Source organism: Streptomyces sp. NPDC014727 (assembly GCF_043083485.1).
Lineage (GTDB): Bacteria > Actinomycetota > Actinomycetes > Streptomycetales > Streptomycetaceae > Streptomyces.
Genome location: NZ_JBIBYR010000035.1, coordinates 17,671 through 36,082 on the forward strand (window position 1 = coordinate 17,671; position 18,412 = coordinate 36,082).

Annotated in this window: 17 protein-coding genes and 2 pseudogenes; 5 read left to right on the forward strand and 14 right to left on the reverse strand. The window is 70.3% G+C overall.

Annotated elements, in window-relative coordinates:
- Positions 1-126: 126 nt before the first annotated feature.
- Complete coding sequence (locus ACF1B9_RS33490; RefSeq protein ID WP_391745274.1) at positions 127-1,530, reverse strand: hypothetical protein; 1,404 nt, start codon at positions 1,528-1,530, stop codon at positions 127-129.
- 162 nt (positions 1,531-1,692) lie between these two features.
- Here ACF1B9_RS33490 and ACF1B9_RS33495 point away from each other — a divergent pair, with 162 nt between their 5' ends.
- Positions 1,693-3,060, forward strand: coding sequence for a molybdopterin-dependent oxidoreductase (locus tag ACF1B9_RS33495; protein WP_391745276.1), 1,368 nt, complete (start codon positions 1,693-1,695; stop codon positions 3,058-3,060).
- 373 nt (positions 3,061-3,433) lie between these two features.
- Here the strand turns inward: ACF1B9_RS33495 and ACF1B9_RS33500 are convergent, their stop codons facing one another.
- Genes ACF1B9_RS33500 through ACF1B9_RS33510 form a run of 3 tightly spaced genes read right to left on the reverse strand, consistent with a single transcriptional unit; the run spans position 3,434 to position 5,669 of the window.
- Entirely contained in the window at positions 3,434-4,264 is an 831-nt protein-coding gene (locus ACF1B9_RS33500) for a class I SAM-dependent methyltransferase (protein WP_391745277.1), read from the reverse strand.
- A complete protein-coding gene (locus ACF1B9_RS33505; protein WP_391745278.1) occupies positions 4,261-4,947 on the reverse strand; it encodes a DUF2064 domain-containing protein in 687 nt (228 codons plus the stop codon). Before ACF1B9_RS33505 ends, ACF1B9_RS33500 begins: the two co-directional genes overlap by 4 nt.
- Positions 4,944-5,669: a glycosyltransferase family 2 protein gene (locus ACF1B9_RS33510; protein ID WP_391745280.1), complete on the reverse strand. Its 726-nt coding sequence runs from the start codon at positions 5,667-5,669 to the stop codon at positions 4,944-4,946. The genes ACF1B9_RS33505 and ACF1B9_RS33510 overlap by 4 nt, the downstream gene beginning before the upstream one ends.
- Positions 5,670-6,011: 342 nt before the next feature.
- Here ACF1B9_RS33510 and ACF1B9_RS33515 point away from each other — a divergent pair.
- Positions 6,012-6,215: pseudogene (locus ACF1B9_RS33515) on the forward strand (ATP-binding protein); the annotation flags it as partial.
- On the opposite strand, the gene ACF1B9_RS33520 reads toward ACF1B9_RS33515, so the two are convergent.
- The 6 genes and pseudogenes from ACF1B9_RS33520 to ACF1B9_RS33545 all read right to left on the reverse strand — a co-directional run bounded on the left by ACF1B9_RS33520 (position 6,193) and on the right by ACF1B9_RS33545 (position 10,502).
- Complete coding sequence (locus tag ACF1B9_RS33520) at positions 6,193-7,320, reverse strand: NAD-dependent epimerase/dehydratase family protein (RefSeq protein ID WP_391745281.1); 1,128 nt, start codon at positions 7,318-7,320, stop codon at positions 6,193-6,195. The pseudogene ACF1B9_RS33515 and the gene ACF1B9_RS33520 overlap by 23 nt on opposite strands.
- 121 nt (positions 7,321-7,441) lie before the next feature.
- Positions 7,442-8,020 carry a GNAT family N-acetyltransferase gene (locus ACF1B9_RS33525; RefSeq protein ID WP_391745282.1) on the reverse strand — a complete coding sequence of 193 codons (579 nt, stop codon included), beginning with the start codon at positions 8,018-8,020 and terminating at the stop codon, positions 7,442-7,444.
- 201 nt (positions 8,021-8,221) lie between these two features.
- On the reverse strand, positions 8,222-9,070 hold the full coding sequence (locus tag ACF1B9_RS33530; RefSeq protein ID WP_391745283.1) for an SGNH/GDSL hydrolase family protein: 849 nt from the start codon (positions 9,068-9,070) through the stop codon (positions 8,222-8,224).
- 172 nt (positions 9,071-9,242) lie between these two features.
- Positions 9,243-9,863 carry a LysE family translocator gene (locus tag ACF1B9_RS33535; RefSeq protein ID WP_391745331.1) on the reverse strand — a complete coding sequence of 207 codons (621 nt, stop codon included), beginning with the start codon at positions 9,861-9,863 and terminating at the stop codon, positions 9,243-9,245.
- 79 nt (positions 9,864-9,942) lie between these two features.
- Positions 9,943-10,052 (reverse strand): annotated as a pseudogene (locus tag ACF1B9_RS33540) (IS5/IS1182 family transposase); the annotation flags it as partial.
- A 6-nt stretch (positions 10,053-10,058) separates the two neighbouring features.
- Positions 10,059-10,502, reverse strand: coding sequence for a winged helix-turn-helix transcriptional regulator (locus ACF1B9_RS33545; protein WP_391745284.1), 444 nt, complete (start codon positions 10,500-10,502; stop codon positions 10,059-10,061).
- Between the two features lie 130 nt (positions 10,503-10,632).
- Here ACF1B9_RS33545 and ACF1B9_RS33550 point away from each other — a divergent pair, with 130 nt between their 5' ends.
- On the forward strand, positions 10,633-11,505 hold the full coding sequence (locus tag ACF1B9_RS33550) for an aldo/keto reductase family oxidoreductase (protein ID WP_391745286.1): 873 nt from the start codon (positions 10,633-10,635) through the stop codon (positions 11,503-11,505).
- Positions 11,506-11,646: 141 nt separating this feature from the next.
- Here ACF1B9_RS33550 and ACF1B9_RS33555 read toward each other — a convergent pair whose 3' ends face one another.
- From ACF1B9_RS33555 to ACF1B9_RS33570, 4 genes are all read right to left on the reverse strand, one after another.
- On the reverse strand, positions 11,647-12,666 hold the full coding sequence (locus ACF1B9_RS33555; RefSeq protein ID WP_391745287.1) for a hemolysin family protein: 1,020 nt from the start codon (positions 12,664-12,666) through the stop codon (positions 11,647-11,649).
- Positions 12,663-13,997: a hemolysin family protein gene (locus tag ACF1B9_RS33560; RefSeq protein WP_391745288.1), complete on the reverse strand. Its 1,335-nt coding sequence runs from the start codon at positions 13,995-13,997 to the stop codon at positions 12,663-12,665. Before ACF1B9_RS33560 ends, ACF1B9_RS33555 begins: the two co-directional genes overlap by 4 nt.
- Positions 13,998-14,172: 175 nt before the next feature.
- Positions 14,173-14,598, reverse strand: coding sequence for a GNAT family N-acetyltransferase (locus ACF1B9_RS33565; protein ID WP_391745290.1), 426 nt, complete (start codon positions 14,596-14,598; stop codon positions 14,173-14,175).
- Between the two features lie 272 nt (positions 14,599-14,870).
- Positions 14,871-17,555, reverse strand: coding sequence for a SpoIIE family protein phosphatase (locus tag ACF1B9_RS33570; protein ID WP_391745292.1), 2,685 nt, complete (start codon positions 17,553-17,555; stop codon positions 14,871-14,873).
- A gap of 225 nt (positions 17,556-17,780) precedes the next feature.
- On the opposite strand from ACF1B9_RS33570, the gene ACF1B9_RS33575 reads away from it, so the two are divergent.
- Positions 17,781-18,008, forward strand: a complete 228-nt coding sequence (locus tag ACF1B9_RS33575) for a hypothetical protein (RefSeq protein WP_030921856.1) — start codon at positions 17,781-17,783, stop codon at positions 18,006-18,008.
- Positions 18,005-18,376, forward strand: coding sequence for a fic family toxin-antitoxin system, toxin component (locus ACF1B9_RS33580; protein WP_093551070.1), 372 nt, complete (start codon positions 18,005-18,007; stop codon positions 18,374-18,376). The genes ACF1B9_RS33575 and ACF1B9_RS33580 overlap by 4 nt, the downstream gene beginning before the upstream one ends.
- The last annotated feature ends 36 nt before the right edge of the window (positions 18,377-18,412 follow it).

Here is an 18,412-nt window from a genome sequence, read left to right on the forward strand (position 1 = left end):
GCCGACTCCCCTCACCGGCACCACGGTGGGCTTGTTCTCGGCGGTGTTCCTGCCTCCGGTGGAGGCATTCCGTCGGCAGCCTGAACAGCGGGTTCGTGTACAGGGGAGGCGAGCACGTTCCCATGCTCACCAGCCGGTCCAGAGCAGGTGGTTGACGAGGAGGGGGAGGGCGGCTTGTGCGGTGAGCCAGCTGCGGTGGGTGTGCGGGGGAAGGAGCGCGGTGGCGGGGAGCAGCCAGAGGACGAAGGGTTGCCAGATGCGTTCTGTCTCGGCCTTGCTCATGCCGGAGAAGTCGGCGACGAGGAGCACGAGGAGGGCTGCGAGGGAGAGGAGGGCGAGTCGTTGGGGTGGAGTGGTGGTGTGGGTGCGCAGGGCGTGCAGGGCGGTCGGGGTTTTGGCCGTGGCGCGGCGGAGGCCGGCGAGGGTGGCGAGGCCGGAGGCGATGGTGGCGCAGGCGAGGTTGGCCCAGATCCAGTAGGAGTAGGGCCGGATGCCGCCTGCCCCTTGGTAATAGCGCGTGACGAGCAGGTGGTAGGCCTCCCACCAGTTGTAGCCCGCCACCGTGAAGACGAGGGGGACGAGGAGCGCGCCGAGCAGGAAGGGGGGCAGAGGGCGGGCGGTGCGCCGAAGTACGAGCACGGCGAGAAGGAGGACCGCGATGAGTGTCAGACCGTAACTGAGGTAGCAGGTCAGGCCGTAGAGGAGGCCGGAGGCGAGGGCGGCCGTTGCGGGGAGCCGGGTCGAGCGGGTCGCGGCCAGGGCGAGAAGGGCGATGGACCAGGCGGCGACCGCGGCGAAGTAGCCGTCCGCCGAGGCGCCCGTCCACACGGCCATCGGGGCGAGGATCAGGAAGGGGGCGGCCCGGCGGGCGAGGCGTTCCTCCGACAAGGCACGCACCGTGACCAGGGCCGCGACCGTCATGGAGCTGCCGAGCACGATGCACCAGACCCCGGCCCAGGCGCCGCCGCCGAGTCCGATGCGGTCCAGCACGACGAACGTGAGCGTGGCGCCGGGCGGATGGCCGGCGACATGGGTCGGCCAGTTGCCCGGGGGGCCGATGAGGATGTGGTCGTTGAAGCCGCGCAGGGCGGCGCCGATGTCGTCGAACCGGGCGACAGCCCGAAGGTATTCGTGTTTCGTGGTGAGCCGTTCGGCGATGCCCCGGTCCCAGCCGTCGATCAGTGCCAGGGAGAGGATCCAGGCAAGGGAGTTGGCCCAGGCGGTGGTGAGGAGACCGCGCCAGGGCAGCCGGTCGGCGAGGGACGGGCCATAGGCGACGACGGCTGCCGCGACGGCGAGCGCGGCGGGGGTGCCGGGGCCGAGGTGCGGGTCCCAGGACGCCAGCAGAGGCGGCCAGTGGACGAAGAGGGTGCCGTCCGTGTCCTCGATCCAGTGGCCGACGAACACCGCGACCGTGATCAATAGGACACCTGCGGCGGCGGCGATCAGATCGCGGCGACGACCGGTGCCGTCGATGGTGGTGCGCTGCCCGGCCCGGTGGTTGCCGGTGATGTGTTCCTCGGTCTTCACGCTGGCACGCTATGCAGGACGGGCCGGTTACCGGCGGTGCCACCGGGCCGCGTCATCAAACCGTCAGATCTTGGTCCGGTTGGCCGTAGCGGGGAGTGATGTCAGGGTTTCGTCAGGAGTCGCGGGCGGGCGGGCCCGTTGCCCCGGCTTTAGCTTCGGGACATGGGCGACAAGCGTCACAACAGAGCGTTCCGCTTCCCGTTCCGCTTCGGCCGGGCGGGGCGTGACCCGTCGGACGCGTCCGGTCCCGAGCCCGGCGCGACCGCCGGGCGGGCACCGGCGTTCCTCGAACGGTTCCAGGTCTCGGAGCGGCTGCCTTCCTCGCCCCGGTTCTGGCGCAGTCCGGTGCGCGGCGTCCGGTTCACGGCGGCCCTCGGTCTGGTCCTGCTCGTCGGGATGACGTTGCTGTTCGTGACGGGGCTGCTGTCGTACGCCGCGTACAACCCGGATCTGGCAGCGGTCAACGACAAGACACCGGACAAGGGGCTGCTGGGGTTCTATCTCTTCTCCTGGCCGACCGGCCCGCACTGGCTGTACCGGCTGACGCAGGGCCTGCACGTCACGGGCGGCATCATCCTCGTACCGGTTCTGCTGGCGAAGCTGTGGTCGGTGATCCCGACGCTCTTCGCGCTGCCGCCCGCCCGCTCGGTGGGGCACGCGCTGGAACGGCTGTCGCTGTTGCTGCTGGTCGGCGGCGCGTTGTTCGAGTTCATCACCGGCCTGCTCAACATTCAACTGGAGTACGTGTTTCCGGGTTCGTTCTACCCGTTGCACTTCTACGGGGCGTGGCTGTTCTTCGCCGGTTTCCTCACCCATGTCGCGCTGAAGCTGCCACGGACCGTACGGGTCCTGCGGAACAGGGAACCCGGAACGGAAGAACCGGACGAGCTGGCGTCACCGGACCCCGACGCGCCGACCATCTCCCGGCGCGGGGCCTTCGCCGTGGTGGGTGCCGGATCGCTGCTCCTGCTGGTCACCTCGCTGGGCCGGAGTTTCGACGTGCTGCGGCCCACCGCGCTCCTCACCCCGCGTGGGTTCGCCGACCCCGGGCCCGGACCCAACGGCTTCCAGATCAACAAGACGGCCGCGTCCGTCCAGGTCAACCCCGCCGACATGGGAGAACGGTGGCGGCTCACCGTCAGCGGCCCGGCCGGGGAACGCTCCTTCACCAGGGAACAGCTCCTCGCCATGACCCAGTACAGCTCGGCCCTGCCGATCGCGTGCGTGGAGGGCTGGTCGACCTCGGACCAGTGGTGGCGCGGGGTACGGCTGAGGGACCTGGCGGCGCTCGCCGGGTACCCGGATCGGCCGCCGGGGGTTCTCGTGGAGTCTGCGCAACGCAGCGGGCCGTTCGGTAAGGCGGCACTCCGTGACAACCAGGTGCGCGACCCGCGCTCGTTGCTGGCGCTGGAGGTCAACGGCGAGACGCTGTCGCTGGACCACGGCTATCCGGCACGGGTCATCGTTCCGGCCGCGCCCGGTGTGCTCAACACCAAATGGGTGAACCGGCTGACGTTCGGAGAACTGTGATGGGACGGAACCGGCGAACTGTGACGGCACGGAACGAGGCGCGGACGGGCGGCCCGAGGCCGAAGGAGGTCTTCAGACGCTGGTACGGGGAAGGGCCGCTGCATCTCATTCTGCTGGTCTTCACCTTCGCGCTCGCCGGGTATGCGGGCGTACGGCTGCTGGCGGGGGACACGTTCGCGATCGTGGTGTGGTTCATCGGCTCGGCGCTCGTGCACGATCTGGTGCTGCTGCCGGTGTACGCGACGGCGGACCGGGCTGCGCGCACGGTGCTGGGACCGCGCTCGGACCTGGTCAACTTCGTACGGGTGCCCGGCCTTCTCTCCGGGCTGCTGCTGCTGATGTGGTTTCCCCTGATCACCCGGCAGGTAACCCACTACAAGGTGGCGAGCGGGCTGTCCGTCGATGTCTTCCTGGGCAACTGGCTGCTGATCACGGCTGCGCTGTTCGCCGCGTCGGCGCTCTGGCTCACCGTCCGGACCCTCCGGCTGAGGCGCAGGGCGAGGAAGGCGCGGCCGTCCGCCGTCCACTGATCGCAGAGCTGCCAGCCCTGGGGCTGTGCGTACCGGAGCAGCGCGGGGGCGCCGATCCGGGCCCAGGGGAAGTGCACGTCCCCGGGGCCGGTCCGGTCCGGTGCACCGCCCGACTTCGGCGCGAGGTGTCCGTCGACCAGCCGTACTCGGACCCGTTCGTCGATGTCGAGCGGCGCGGTCTCCGCGATGAGCAGTCCGCCGGGGGCGAGCAGTTCCGCGGTGCGCATCAGCAGGGCGTGCGGGTCGCCGCCGATGCCGACGTTGCCGTCGATGAGCAGGACGGAGCCCCAACGGCCCTCGCCGGGCAGCGGGTCGAAGACGGAACGGCGCAGCGCCGGGCCACCGATCCGCAGCGTGTGCGCGACAGCCGCCTCGCTGACGTCGATGCCGAGCGCCCGATGACCCCGCCCGGCCAGTTCCGTGACGAGGCGCCCGGGGCCGCACCCGATGTCGAGGACCGGTCCTTCGCAGCGGCGCAGCGCCGACAGGTCGGTGCTGTCGGCGCCCGCGCACCAGCGTTCGACATCCAGGGGAAGCAGCCAGCCGTCGGTCCGGCGCAGGAAGAGCGGACCGTGGCCGTTGCGCAGGGCGTTGGCGTACGGGTCGGCGCTCCAGGGGGTGAGGTCCGGTGGCGCCGGCCTCCTCACCACGTGGTCTGCAGCCGTACCGCTCATCGGGTCACCGCCCCGGTCAGCCGGGCGAGGGTCGCGGCGAACCGCCCGTTCGGTGCGGCGGCGGCGACGTGTGCGGCGTCCGCCGCGCTGTCCACGTCCCGCAACGGGGGGAGGTCCCGCACGGTGAGGCCCGCCTCGACGAGCCGCCGCCGCTGGACTGCGCCGGTCTGCGGTACGGACATGGGTACACCCCGCAGGAGGCCCGGGTCGGGGACGGCCAGGCCGAGTGCCCAGAAGCCGCCGTCGTCGGCAGGACCGAACCAGGCGTCACAACCGTCCCAGGCGTCCGGTGCGAGTGCGGGCGCCAGATGCGCCGGGGCGATCTGAGGGGTGTCCATGCCGATGAGCAGCGCCGGCCCGGTACAGCAGGCGAAGGCCGCCGCGAGCCGCTCGTCGAGCGGCCCGGAGCTCTGCGCGACCACCTCGATGCCGTCAGGCAACCAGGGCCCGGGCCGCCCGTCGAGCACGAGAACACGCCGCCGGGCAGGGAGGGCCAGGAGGGTGCGCAGCGTGTCACCGAGCGCCGCCTCGGCGAGCTGCGCGGCCTCGGTGGGGGTGAAGGGCGGAGTGAGCCGGGTCTTGACCAGGCCGGGCAGCGGTTCCTTGGCGATCACGAGGAGAGCGGTGGGGCCGGAGAGCGCGCAGGGGCTGGGCGTGCCGCCGGGGTGGGCCGTTGTGCTCACCGGGATACCCCCGGCCGTGTCGTCCGGGCCGCGTTCTTTAGTGGTGGCCTGCTCAGGACCGCCCGCATGTCGCGTACCGCGTGCCACGTTCCCCGCCAGGTGCCGGTGACCTTGGACTTTCCGGTACGTGGCAGATACGGCACATCCGTCTCGGCGACCCGCAGCCCGGCATCCGAAGCGTGCACCACCATCTGCAGCGGATAGCCGCTGCGCCGGTCGGTGAGATCCAGCGCCAGCAGGTCCGCGCGTCGAGCGGCCCGCATCGGGCCGAGGTCCCGCAACCGCAGCCCCGTCCGCCGGTACAGCATCCGGGCCAGCGCCAGATTCCCCGCACGGGCGTGCAGCGGCCAGGCGCCACGGCCCTCGGGACGGCGCCGCCCCAGCAGCAGATCGGTCTCCCCATCGGCGATCCGCCTCACGAAACCGGGCAGCAGCCCGGGATCGAGGGAGCCGTCACAGTCGCAGAAGCACACGAAGTCGGCCTGGGCGGCGAGCAGCCCGGCATGGCACGCGGCGCCGAAGCCACGCCGCGGCTCGTGCACAACGGTTGCCCCGAGGGAACGGGCCAGGTCCGCCGAGCCGTCGGTGGAACCGTTGTCGACGACGATCGCACGCCATCCGGCTGGGATACCTGCCAGCACCCGGGGCAGTGCCGCCGCCTCGTCCAGACAGGGCAGAACCACATCGGCGCGGGGGGAGTCGGTGGGGGAGGTGTCTGTCACCTCGCTCACACTACGGAGCAGAACCCGGCATTTTGGCCTACAGGTTCTTACGAAAGACGGACGTCGACCCTTCGGGGGACCGCCGCCCGGCAGCAGGGTGCCAAGGTGGTCGTACGGAGAACATCCCGGCCACCCCGGATTCCGGCCCCGCCTCCGGTACCCGGCGCGGCCACGTACTCGTCGTGGACGACGACCGGCAGCGCCCGTATGACCGACATTCTTCTCATCGCGCTCCTCGCGTTTCTGGGCGCGGCGGCGGCCGGACTCCTTGGCGCACTGGCTCTGCGGCTCTTGCGGCACCGTTCGCTCGTCGTGTCGGTGACCGTCGTCGCGGCCGTCGCCGTGTGTGGGGGCATTCCCGAGGAGGATCTGCCGAGGGTCTTCGACATGGGCCGGCGCGGCAGCCATGCCCGTACGCCTCCGGCGGGCGCCGGGCTCGCACTGGCCATCGTGCGCGGCATCGTGGAGACGCGCGAGGGCCGAGCAGAGGTCCGTAACGTCACGGGCGGCTGCCGCTTCGAGGTCACGCTCCCGGCGGCAGGCTGAGTGCGTTCGGGGAGCGAGAGCCCGTTGCCGTCCTGTCCGAGCCTCCCGACGGACTCGGCGCGCCCCTCAACGCTGCGCCCGCGAACTCCTTCATCCCCTCCGCGAACCCCACCTCAGGCCGCCAGCCCAGCTCCTCGCGCAACCGCCGCGAGTCCGCCGTCACATGGCGTACGTCACCGAGGCGGTACTCACCGGTGATCTCCGGCGCCGGACCGCCGTGCGCCGAGGCCAGCGCCGCCGCCATCTCGCCGATCGTGTGCGGCTCACCGCTTCCCGTGTTGTACGCGGCGAAGCTCCCCGCTCCCCGTTGCCCCACAGCCTCCAGTGCCACCGCATTGGCGGCGGCCACATCATGCACATGGATGAAGTCGCGCCGCTGATCGCCGTCCTCGAACACCTGCGGCGCCTCGCCCCTGGCCAACGACGAACGGAAGAAGGAAGCGACGCCCGCGTACGGTGTGTCGCGCGGCATCCCGGGCCCGTACACGTTGTGGTAACGCAGCGCCACCGCCCGCCCGTCCGTCGCGCGGGCCCACGCGGCAGCCAGATGTTCCTGTGCGAGTTTCGTCGCGGCGTACACGTTGCGTGGGTCGGTCGGCGCGTCCTCGCCCACGAGCCCCGGCGCCAATCCGCTGCCGCAATCCGGGCATCGTGGTTCGAAGCGGCCCGACATCAGATCGTCCACAGCCCGCGGCCCCGGCCGTACCCGCCCGTGCCGCGGGCAGTCGTACCGGCCTTCGCCGTAGACGACCATCGATCCGGCGAGCACCAGGTCCTGCACCCCGGCCGCGGCCATTTCCGCCAGCAGCGCGGCCGTTCCCAGGTCGTTGCAGCCGACGTATTCAGGAGCGTCCGCGAAGTCCTTGCCCAGGCCCACCATTGCGGCCTGGTGACACACGGCGTCGATCCCTCGCAGTGCCACGGCCACGGCCGCCCGGTCCCTCACGTCGGCGACGATCAGGCCCTCCCTGCCGTGCCCGCCACTCCCGCCGTGGGCCGACTTCAGCAACGCGTCGAACACCACCACCTCGTGCCCCCGCGCCTTCAGGGTCTCGGCGATGTGTCTCCCGATGAATCCGGCTCCGCCGGTGAGCAGTACACGCATGACGCCACGTTAGGTTCCGGTATCCCCTCCGTACCGGCACCGCGCGGGCACCTCACCGGAGCGTAAGAACCACGAGGGCCGTCCGGCGACGCACCGCGGACCTGTTTTCGAGTGGCGGCCGTCAGTCCTCTTGGCGGAAGTCCAGCATGTAGAAGACCTTGTCGTAACGGCGTTGCCCGACGGCGACGAAGTCGCGAAGGCGGCCGTACTCGGCAAAGCCCAGCGAGCGGTAGAGCTGCAGGGCACCGGCGTTGTCGCCACGGGCGTCCAAGGTGAGAACCTCGACAGCAGCGGCCTGGGCATCCCCGATCAACGCAGTCGTCAGCGCCCGGCCGACGCCACGACCGTGGACGGCGTTGTCCACCGCGACCTTCTCCAGATCAGCGTGCGGTCTGTGGGTCGGCCGGGCGTACCGCAGCCAGTACCCCAGTCCGACAAGGCGCCGGTCCAGGTAGGCGACACGCAAGGCCGCGTCCCCCGCCCGCACCGCGCAGACAACCTGGTCGAGCAGCATCGCGACCTCGTCCGGGGAGGGCGGTTCCACCCATCCCAGAGCGGCGCCCCGACCGACCAGGTCAGCCAGAATCCGGTGTGCCGCCTCCGCGAACCCGGCCTCCAGCTCCGGATCGCCGGCCAGCTCCGAGGCGTTGAGGATGACGAACTCGGCCGCCGTCACGCCGTTGACCGTCTGCGAATTCATCAACCACTCCAATCAGGCCGGGGAATGCCCCAGATCGTGGGGGGCCATCGGCCCCGGCCGACATGTCGCCGACCCACGCTCCTGGGCTCTGTCCGGTCGTGAGGCGACGGACGACGAGGGAATCCCGGAGGAGGACACCAAGGCTGTCCGCTTCTGCCGGCGGTTTGCGCGGACCGGCGCCGCGGTCCTGCTTGCGGGTTGCTACGAGCGCGGCGGCGTGTCCACCCGGTGCCACGTCGCCACCGGGCCGGGGGCGCGGGAATCTTCGGGGGTGACCCAGAACGCCCTTCCCTGTTCGGCGCTGTACTGGGCGCCCGTTCGCCCGTCCCCGGACGAGCGGCCGGTCAGGCGGCGCCCGATCCACGGCATCAGGTGTTGGCGGGCGAAACGGAGGTCATCGACACGTCGTATCGCCCATTTCGGTGGGACCGAGGCGGGTAGGGGGGTCCACCAGTCGTTCTCGGGGGGCAGCCCGAGCGTCTGCCAGACCGCCTCCGCCACCCTCCGGTGCCCGTCGGCCGTCAGATGCAACCGGTCGACGTCCCACAGACGGGGATCACCCAGAGCCGGTGCCCCGTACAGATCGACGACCGAGGCTCCGTGCCGTGCCGCCAATTCGTCGACCAGGGAGAACAGCTCCTCCATTCGTGGGCGGAACCGTTCCATCACCGGCCCGTTGCGACCGGGGCTGCGCATCAGCACGAGCTTCCTGCACGACGGAGCGAGACGTTCGACGGCCTCTTCGAGCCGTCCGCGGACCATGCCCATGTCGCACTTCGGCCGCAGCGTGTCGTTGAGACCGCCGACAAGTGTGATGACATCCGCACCCATGGCGGCGGCCACATCGACCTGCTCGTCGACGATCTGGCCGATCAGCTTGCCGCGTACGGCGAGGTTCGCGTAACGGAAACCCGGCTTACGGAGCGCGAGCCGTCCGGCGAGGACATCGGCCCAGCCCCGGTACGAGCCGTCGGGCAGCAGGTCCGACATGCCCTCGGTGAACGAGTCGCCGACCGCGACAAGACTGGTGTACGAGGCATTCGATTCCATGGCGATGCGATCGTACCGTGGCACAATCCGACCCCCTGCGGACAGTCCCTGACGGTTCGGGAATGCTCCGCGCCGATCCGGGAGAGGCTTTGGACGGGGCGGTGCCGCAGGCTCCGGGGACGGGCGGGCGGTCCGTACGGAGCGAGGCAGCGCGCTGTGGGCCGAGGGCCACTCAGTCGCCGACGGCCAGCCGCAGACCGAAGCCCGCGATCACGGTTCCGGTGATCCGGTCCAGCAGCCTGCGGGCCTGCGGGCGTTGCAGCCAGCCCCGCAGGACCTGGGCGAAGGCGATCAGCAGTGCCGACCAGAGGAGACCGAGTGCGATGTGCACCCCGGTCAGCAGCAGGCCCGTGGCGAAGTGCGGAGCGCCCGCCGGGATGAACTGGGGCAGGACGGCGACGTAGAACACACCCATCTTCGGGTTGAGCAGATTGGTCAGGGCGCCCTGCCGCCATCCGGCAACGAGGCTGTCGGTCCCTTGAGGAGCCACGGCACGGGCTTCGGCCCCCTCTACCTCCTCCTTGGTGTGCCTGCCGCGCAGGGTCTCGACGATCATGCGTCCACCCATCCAGAGCAGATAGGCGGCTCCGGCGTAACGCAGCGCTTCGTACGCCATGTGCGAGGCCGTGAGCAGCGCCGTGACACCGAGCGAGGTGAGCGCACCCCAGGCGAGAGTGCCGCTCTGGATGCCGAGGACGACACCGAGCGCACGCTTGCGGCGACCGAGCGCCGAGGTGCGCAGTATGAGAGCGGTGTCGAGACCGGGAGTGAGGGTGAGGAGCCCTACGACCAGGGCGAAGGACGACCATAGTGCGGTGCTGATTGCAGCGGGAACAGTCTGCGTGTAAGAGGCCGGGCAGATGGACGGGTGGTCACGGGCGTCGATTGGGGCGGTGGTCCCAGCGGTGGGTGGTCCAGGCCGGCGGATCAGGCTACGAACGGTGATGATCGTGTCCGCGAGGTCGAAGAAGGCGTTGGCGACAGTGGTTCAGGCGCCGCGGGTGTCGTAGGTCTCGCGGTTGGCCAGCACGTCGTCCATGTGCACCTCGGCCCATGCCTTGAGGCCGCGCATCATCTCGTACAGCGACAGGCCGAGATCGGTCAGCTCGTAGGACACCGTGACCGGCACGGTCGGCACCACGGTGCGGGACACCAGGCCGTCGCGCTCCAGGGAGCGCAGCGTCTGGGTGAGCATCTTCTGGCTGACGCCGGCCAAGAGGCGCTGCAGCTCTGAGTAGCGCATCACCCGGGGCCCGCCGGCGCAGTCGGCGCCGGGCTGATGCGCGCTGTCGCTGCCGAGCGCGGCCAGGATCAGCGCGACCCACTTGTCCGAGATCCGGTCGAGCAGCTTGCGACTGGGGCAGGCCGCCACGAAGGCGTCGTACTCCACCTTGGCCTGTGCCCTTTGCTGAGCTGCCGTCATCGTCGCCATGGACCATCCCTCTCACCCGTGGGTGCCCTACGCACCTCGAAGTGCCTACTTCCCAATAAGAAGCTACGCACCAATAGTGGTGCAAGGCGCCGCTAGGCACCATCCCCTGGCTCCACACGAAAGGCACACCATGAGCACCCCCTCCGCCTCGCTTCCCGGCGGCCCCTGGACCCTGGGCGACCTGACCGTCACCCGGTTCGGCTACGGCGCCATGCAACTCGCCGGCCCCTGGGTCATGGGTCCGCCTGCCGACCGCGAGGGCGCACTCGCCGTTCTCCGCGAGGCCGTCGGCCTCGGCATCACCCACATCGACACCGCCGACGCCTACGGGCCGCACATCACCAACCAGCTGATCCGCGAAGCGCTGCACCCGTACTCCGACTCGCTGCACATCGTGACCAAGGTCGGCGCGACCCGCGACGAGGAGGGAGGCTGGCCCCCGGCACGCAAGCCTGAAGAGCTGCGCCGGGCCGTCACCGAGAACCTGGAGAACCTCGGCCTCGACACGCTGGACGTGGTCAACCTTCGGCTCGGCGACGCCCAGGGCCCCGTGCCCGGTTCGCTCGCGGAGGCGTTCGGGGCGCTCGTCGACCTCCAGCGGCAGGGCCTCATCCGGCACCTCGGCGTGAGCAACGCGACGGCGGAACAGGTCGCCGAGGCACGCTCGATCGCGCCGATCGTGTGCGTGCAGAACATGTACAACCTCGCCCACCGCCACGACGACGACCTGATCGACGAGCTCGCAGAGCAGGGCATCGCCTACGTGCCCTTCTTCCCCCTCGGCGGCTTCAGCCCGCTGCAGTCCTCGGCACTCACGGCCGTAGCCGCCCGGTTGGACGCGACGCCCATGTCGGTCGCCCTGGCCTGGCTGCTGCGGCGGTCGCCGAACATCCTGCTGATCCCCGGCACCTCATCGGTGGCACACCTGCGCGAGAACGCCGCCGGCGCGGGACTCCCGCTGTCCGACGACGATCTCGCCGAGCTCGATAAGATCGGCCGCTAACCCTACGGCGCTCACCAGCGGCTGGGGCCGGATCGACCGCGGGACGCGGTCGGATTCGCACCTGCCCCCTGGCGGCCCGTCGGTGGGCCCGCGGCCGGATCTGCACCGGGCTGCCCGCCACCCGCCGGCCCCGCCCTCCGATCAGCGCGCCTGTGACCGTCCGACCAGTTCGCGCAGCACGTCCTCCATCGTGACCATTCCGGCCAGCCTGCCGTCCTCGTCCACCACCGCCGCCAAATGCGTCCGGCTGCGCCGCAACGCGGTCAGCACGTCGTCCAGTGGAGTGGCGGCCCGCACCCGGGCGATGGGGCGCATCGCCGTTACGGGGAACGGCACGTCGCGCGGTGTGGCGTCCAGGGCGTCCTTCACATGGAGGTAGCCCAGGATGCGCGCCTCGCTGTCCATCACGGGAAAGCGCGAGAATCCGGTCTCGTGCGAGAGCTGTTCCAGTTGTTCCGGCGTCGTCCCGACCTTGGCGTACATCACCCGCTCCACCGGCATCACCACATCCCGCACGGGGCGACGGCCCAGCTCAAGGGCGTGGTGCAGCCGTTCGGCGGCGCGGTCGTCGACCAGTCCGGCGTCCCCGGCGTCCTTCACCAGCCGGGCCAGCTCGTCGTCGGAGAACGTGGCGGACACTTCGTCCTTCGTCTCGACCCGCAGGAGTTTCAGCAGTGCGTTGGCGAAGGCGTTGATGGCGAAGATCACCGGGCGCAGCGCCCTGGCGAGGGCGACCAGCGGCGGTCCGAGCAGCAGAGCGGCCCGTACGGTCCCGGCCAGGGCGATGTTCTTCGGCACCATCTCGCCGAGCAGCATGTGCAGATACGTCGCCACGGACAGCGCGATCACGAACGAGATCGGATGGATCAGTCCGTGCGGCACACCCACCGCGTCGAAGACCGGCTCCAGCAGATGCGCGATGGCCGGTTCGGCGACGATGCCGAGGACCAGCGTGCACGCCGTGATGCCCAGCTGCGCCGCCGCGAGCAGCGCCGACACGTGTTCGAGGCCCCAGATGACGCTCCGCGCCCGCCGGTTCCCCGTCTCGGCCTCGGGCTCGATCTGGCTGCGGCGCACGGAGATCAGAGCGAACTCCGCGCCGACGAAGAAGGCGTTGACGACCAGGGTCATCAGTCCGATGAAGAGCTGGACGGCGATCACCGTGCGCCCTCCGTCCGCTCGTCGCCGGGCAGCGGTGCATGCAGCAGGGCCCGCGCGGCCCGGCGTCCAGAGGCGTCCACCACATCGACCCGCCAGCCGTCCAGCTCGATCGAGTCACCCACGGCGGGGATGCGGCCGACCTCGGTGGCGACGAGCCCGGCGAGCGTTTCGTACGGTCCGTCCGGCACACGCAGTCCGATTCTCTTGAGCTGGTCGAGTCGGGCGGCGCCGTCGGCCGACCAGAGGGTCCGCCCGTCGGCGTCCTCGCCGGCCGGAGCCAGGTCCGGCGTCTCGTGCGGGTCGTGCTCGTCGCGCACCTCGCCGACCACCTCCTCGACGATGTCCTCCAGGGTCACGACACCGGCCGTACCGCCGTATTCGTCGATGACGACGGCCATGGTGAGCTTGCCGGACAGCCGGTCCAGGAGCCGGTCCACGGTGAGGGTCTCCGGTACGAGCAGGGGCTCGCGCAGCATCTCCGAGACGCGAGTACGGGGCCGCTGCTCGGCCGGGACGGCCAGCACGTCCTTGATGTGGGCCACGCCGACGACGGTGTCGAGGCCGCCGCGGTAGACGGGGAAGCGGGACAGACCGGTCGCGCGGGTGGCATTCGCGACGTCCTCCGCGGTCGCCTGCACCTCCAGCGCGGTGACCTGTACCCGTGGGGTCATGACGTTCTCAGCAGTCAGCTCCGACAGGTTGAGGGTGCGGACGAACAACTCGGCGGTGTCCGCCTCCAGCGCCCCCTCCTTCGCGGAGTGCCGGGCCAGCGCCACCAGCTCCTGGGGACTGCGGGCCGAGGCGAGTTCCTCGGCCGGTTCCATGCCCAAACGGCGCACGATCCGGTTCGCGGTGTTGTTGAGGTGACTGATGAACGGCCGGAAGACGGCGGTGAAGGCCCGCTGCGGGGTCGCCACGGCCTTCGCCACCGCGAGAGGGGAGGAGATCGCCCAGTTCTTCGGGACGAGCTCGCCGACGACCATCAGGAACACGGTGGACAGCGCCGTTCCCAGGACGAGGGCCACGGAGGACGCCACGCCGGGGGACAGGCCCACGGCCTCGACCGGACCGCGGATCAGTTTCGCGATCGACGGTTCGGAGAGCATGCCGACCACCAGGTTGGTGACGGTGATGCCGAGCTGTGCGCCGGAAAGCTGGAAGGTGAGGCTGCGTACGGCCTTCATGGCGCTTGCCGCGCCGCGCTCACCCCGCTCCACGGCCCGTTCGAGCTGACCGCGCTCGACGGTCGTCAGGGAGAACTCAGCCGCGACGAAGGCGCCGCAGGCGAGCGAGAGCAGTACCGCCACGAGCAGCAGAAGCACTTCGGTCATCGGTTCACCTCCGTCCCATGATCGGGCAGGGGCAGGAGGATCGCTCGGTGTCGGCGATGTCGACTACTGGGAGGCTCGCCCATGGGCGGACGCTCACACCTTTCGGAAGGATCGGTCAGGACTCCGTCCATCGTAAAGGATCGGCAAAGTCGGCCACTCTTCCGGATGGTCGACTTCAGTCCGTGAGCGGCTTCACCCAGCGCCGCCAGTGATCCTCGCGGTGGTAGCCGGCCGCGGCCCACGTGCGGTGGGCCCGGTCGTTGACCTCCAGGACCATGGCGTCGACCCGGCGTCCGCCCAGGGCGATGAACCGCTGTTCCGCCGCTGCCGTCAAGGCGGTGGCGATGCCTTGCCTCCGGCGGTCCGGATGTACGGCCAAGCGGTAGGCGGAGCATCGCCAGCCGTCGAAACCGGCTATGACGGTTCCCACGAGAAGACCGTCATGTTCTGCCAGGAGCAGGGCCTCGGGGTCTCTTGAAATGAGCCGGGCCATCCCGTCGTGGTCGTCGCTGATGCTCGTACCCTCTGCGGCTTCCCGCCAGAATCGCAGCACCGCATCGATATCAGCGAGGTCGGCGCAACGGATGTGAAGATCGCTCATGGTGCGAGCCAAGCAGAGCGCCGCCCCGTTCGGCGAACGATTTCCCCGCCGAGGAATTGCCGAGGAGCGGACAGAGGAGCGCTGCCCACGCTTCGGCCGGGAAGCTCCGTCGCCCTGGAAGTCGCGTCGGCCGCGGACCCGTCGATCCACAACCCCATGGGCTCGGAAATCCGTCGGCCTCGAACCACCTCGGCCAGGAACCCCCTCGGCCAGGAACCCCCTCGGCCAGGAACCCCATCGGTTCGGACCCTGTCACCCTCGGATCCCGGCCTTCAGAGCTCCGTGTCGAACATGTCCAACAACGCCGCGCCGTCCACGTCCTCCTCGGATCCGGGCAGCGACAGCTCGGCCCAGATGACCTTCCCCTGAGGCGTGTACCGGGTGCCCCAGCGCTCGGTCAGTTGTGCGACGAGGAACAGGCCGCGGCCGCCCTCGTCCGTCGCGGCGGCATAGCGCAGATGGGGTGAGGTGCTGCTGCCGTCGGCCACCTCGCAGGTCAGGCCGTGATCGTTCAGCAGCCGCATCGTGACCGGTGCGGAGCCATGGCGGATGGCGTTGGTGACCAGTTCACTGAGCACCAGCTCCATGGCGAACGAGAGCGCGGACAGACCCCAGTCGTCGAGCTTCTCGATAGCGGCGGCGCGCATCCCCGCCACAGCGGCGGGATCGAACGGTACGTCCCACTCGGCGACACAGTCGGGCGGGAGCGCCCGGGTACGGGCGATGAGCAGCGCCACGTCGTCCTTCGGCCGACCGGGCAGGAGCTCGTCGAGCACCGCCCGGCAGCTCTCCTCCGGTGAGCGGCCGGGATGGGATGCCAGGGCCCGGCGCAGCAGCTCGATCCCTTCGTCGATGTCCCGGGTGCGGTCCTCGATGAGCCCGTCGGTGTACAGGACGAGCTGCGTGCCTTCCTCCAGTTCCATCTCCGCGGTCTCGAACGGCATGCCACCCAGGCCCAGGGGCGGTCCGGCCGGGAGGTCGGGAAACGTCACGCCGCCGCCGTCGGGCCGGACCAGTGCGGGCGGGGGATGCCCGGCCCGAGCCATGGCGCAGTCGCGTGAGACGGGATCGTAGATCGCGTACAGGCAGGTGGCTCCCATCACCCCCGCGCCGACGGTCGTCTCCACGTCCTCCTGGTCGATGCGCCCGACCAGGTCGTCGAGGTGGCTGAGGATCTCGTCGGGCGTCAGATCGAGGGTGGAGAAGTTGTGCACGGCCGTCCGGAGCCGTCCCATGGTGGCGGCCGCGTGCAGGCCGTGACCGACGACGTCTCCGACGACCAGCGCCACCCGGCTGCCCGGGAGGGGGATCACATCGAACCAGTCGCCGCTGACCCCGGAGACCGCGGGCAGGTAACGATGGGCGACCTCAAGGGCACTCTGCTCGGGCAGTTCCCTGGGGAGCAGGCTGCGCTGCAGCGCCACGGCCATGGCGTGCTCCCGGGTGTAGCGACGGGCGTTGTCGATGCTGACCGACGCCCGGGCGACCAGTTCCTCGGCCAGGGACAGGTCGTCCGCGTCGAAGGGCTGGGGCTTTTCCGAGCGCCAGAAGTCGACCACACCAAGGATGACGCCGCGTGCCCGCAGCGGCACGGCGATGAGCGAATGGATTCCGTAGTCGACGATCGACCGTGTCCGCTCCAGGTCCTGGGCGAGCCAGTCGGGTGCGGCGCACAGTTCGGGCACCAGCTGCGACCGGCCCTTCCTCAGGGCCCGTGCCTGCGGCGTCGAGGGGAGGAAGTCGTGCAGCCGGCCACGTTCATAGAGGGGATGGTCGTCCCGGATGCCGTGCACGGCGGCGCGGCGCAGGTCCGTGTTCGTATGGGCCGGCTCGTCGCCGCGCAGGACCGGGTCGGCCAGATCGACGGTGACGAAGTCGGCGAGACGGGGGACCGCGACCTGCGCCAGTTCCTCGGCCGTGCCCACCACGTCGAGGGTCGTACCGATGCCGAGCCCGGCGTCGTACAGCAGCCTCAGCCGCTGGCGGGCGCTCTCCGCCCTGCCCGACAGCGCCCGCAGCTCCGTGGAGTCGCGCAAGGTCGCGACGGTCCCTTCGCGGGCGCCGTGACGTTCCGTGGGGCGCTGGCTCACCGCGAGCAAGCGGTCTCCCGCAAGATGCACTTCGTCCGTGGCGGCTCGGCCCGAGGCGAGCAGTTCGACCGTGCCGGGATCGAGGCCGGGCAGGTCCGAGACGTGCCGTCCCTCGGCGTCGCGCGGCAGATTCAGCAGCCGTCTCGCCTCGTCGTTGGCCAGCAGAAGCCGACCGTCGGCGCCGACGATGAGTACGCCTTCGCGCACGGCGTGCAGCACCGCGTCATGATGCTCGTACATGCGGGTCATCTCGGCGGGGCCCAGGCGGTGGGTCTGTCGCCGCAGGCGCTTGGCCACCAGCGCGGTTCCGCCCGTGGCGAAGGCGAGCGCGGCCGCTCCGGTGCCGAGGATGATCGGAAGCTGCCGGGCCACCACACCGGTCACGTGGTTGACCTTCAGGCCCGCGGCCACCACGGCCACGACCTTGTCACCGCGATCGAAGACGGGGACGAGGGCCTGCACCTCGTGGCCCAACGGGCCATTGACGCTCTCGGTGTACACACGGCCGGCCAGCGGCGGCCCGATGGTGCCGACGAACTTCTTCCCGATCTCGTCCGGCCGGGGATGTGTGTAGCGGATCCCCTTCGTGTTCGTCACCACGATGAAGTCGACGTCAGCGGCCTTCCGTGCGGCCTCGGTGTGCGGCTGGAGCACCTTGGAGGGATCGGGCGACCTCAGCGCGGCCAGAATGCCGGGTGAGTGTGCGAACGTCTGCGCGACAGCAAGCGAACGATTTCTCGCCTCGGCGTTGTTGTCGTGCCGTGACTGGAGTACGAGCGCCAGCACTGCGGCCGCCACGAGGAACGCCACCACGACCACCTGGAGGGCGAAGACCTGCCCAGCGAGGCTCCAGGGGCGCCTGTCCATGAGTGACCGAACCGGTGCGTTCCGGAATCGGCCGAAACGTATGGCCACATTGACCTTTGTAACACCGCACGGTCGTCGGCGCGTGAGGTGAGGACGGTGGAGGACCTTTGGACGGGAGCGCATGGCTGCCAGAAGGGGCGCACTCGGAGCGTCCCGGCGACCGGTGTACTGGGCACCATGCTGCTCCCCTTGCCGGTGCTAGTGAACCGGCGCTAGCGTGTTGCCGTGCCCAAGACTCAGCTGAACGTGAGAGTGGACGAGGCGACCGCCGAGGCCGCGCGACAGCGCGCGCTGCAGAGGGGGATGAGCGTGAACCGCTACATAGAGGAGCTCGTGAAGCAGGACGCGGGCGAGGTCGGACACACCTTTGTCGAGGCCGCGGCCGACTTCATGAAGCAGTACGAGTCGGTCTTCGCCGAGGAGTTCGGCCCGGAGCGCAAAGGGACGCGTTGAACCTCCAGATCGACCTTTCCTGGCTGCTCATGGTGGCCGAGCACAAGACACCCGGCGATCCGCAGGTCGTCGACTGGGGGGCGCTCGTGGCCGCGGTGGCCCGCCATGAGGCCGAGATCTTCGGCAGCCCCGTCTACAGCGACCCGCACTCCAGGGCCGCCGCCCTGCTGCAGTTGCTGCTCCACGTCCCCGCGCTCGAACACTCCAACGCGATGTTCTCCTCCGCTGTCGCCTACGGCTATCTCGTCGCCTCCGGGCTGAAGGTCATCACCTCGCCGGAGCAGGTGCGCGATCTGGCCAGGTTGGTGAAGGAGGGCAAGGCGGACGTCCGGGCCATCGCCGACGAACTGCGTCAGTGGAGCCTGTGACGGCTCCGTAGGCACTGGCGGGTGGACGCGCCAGTG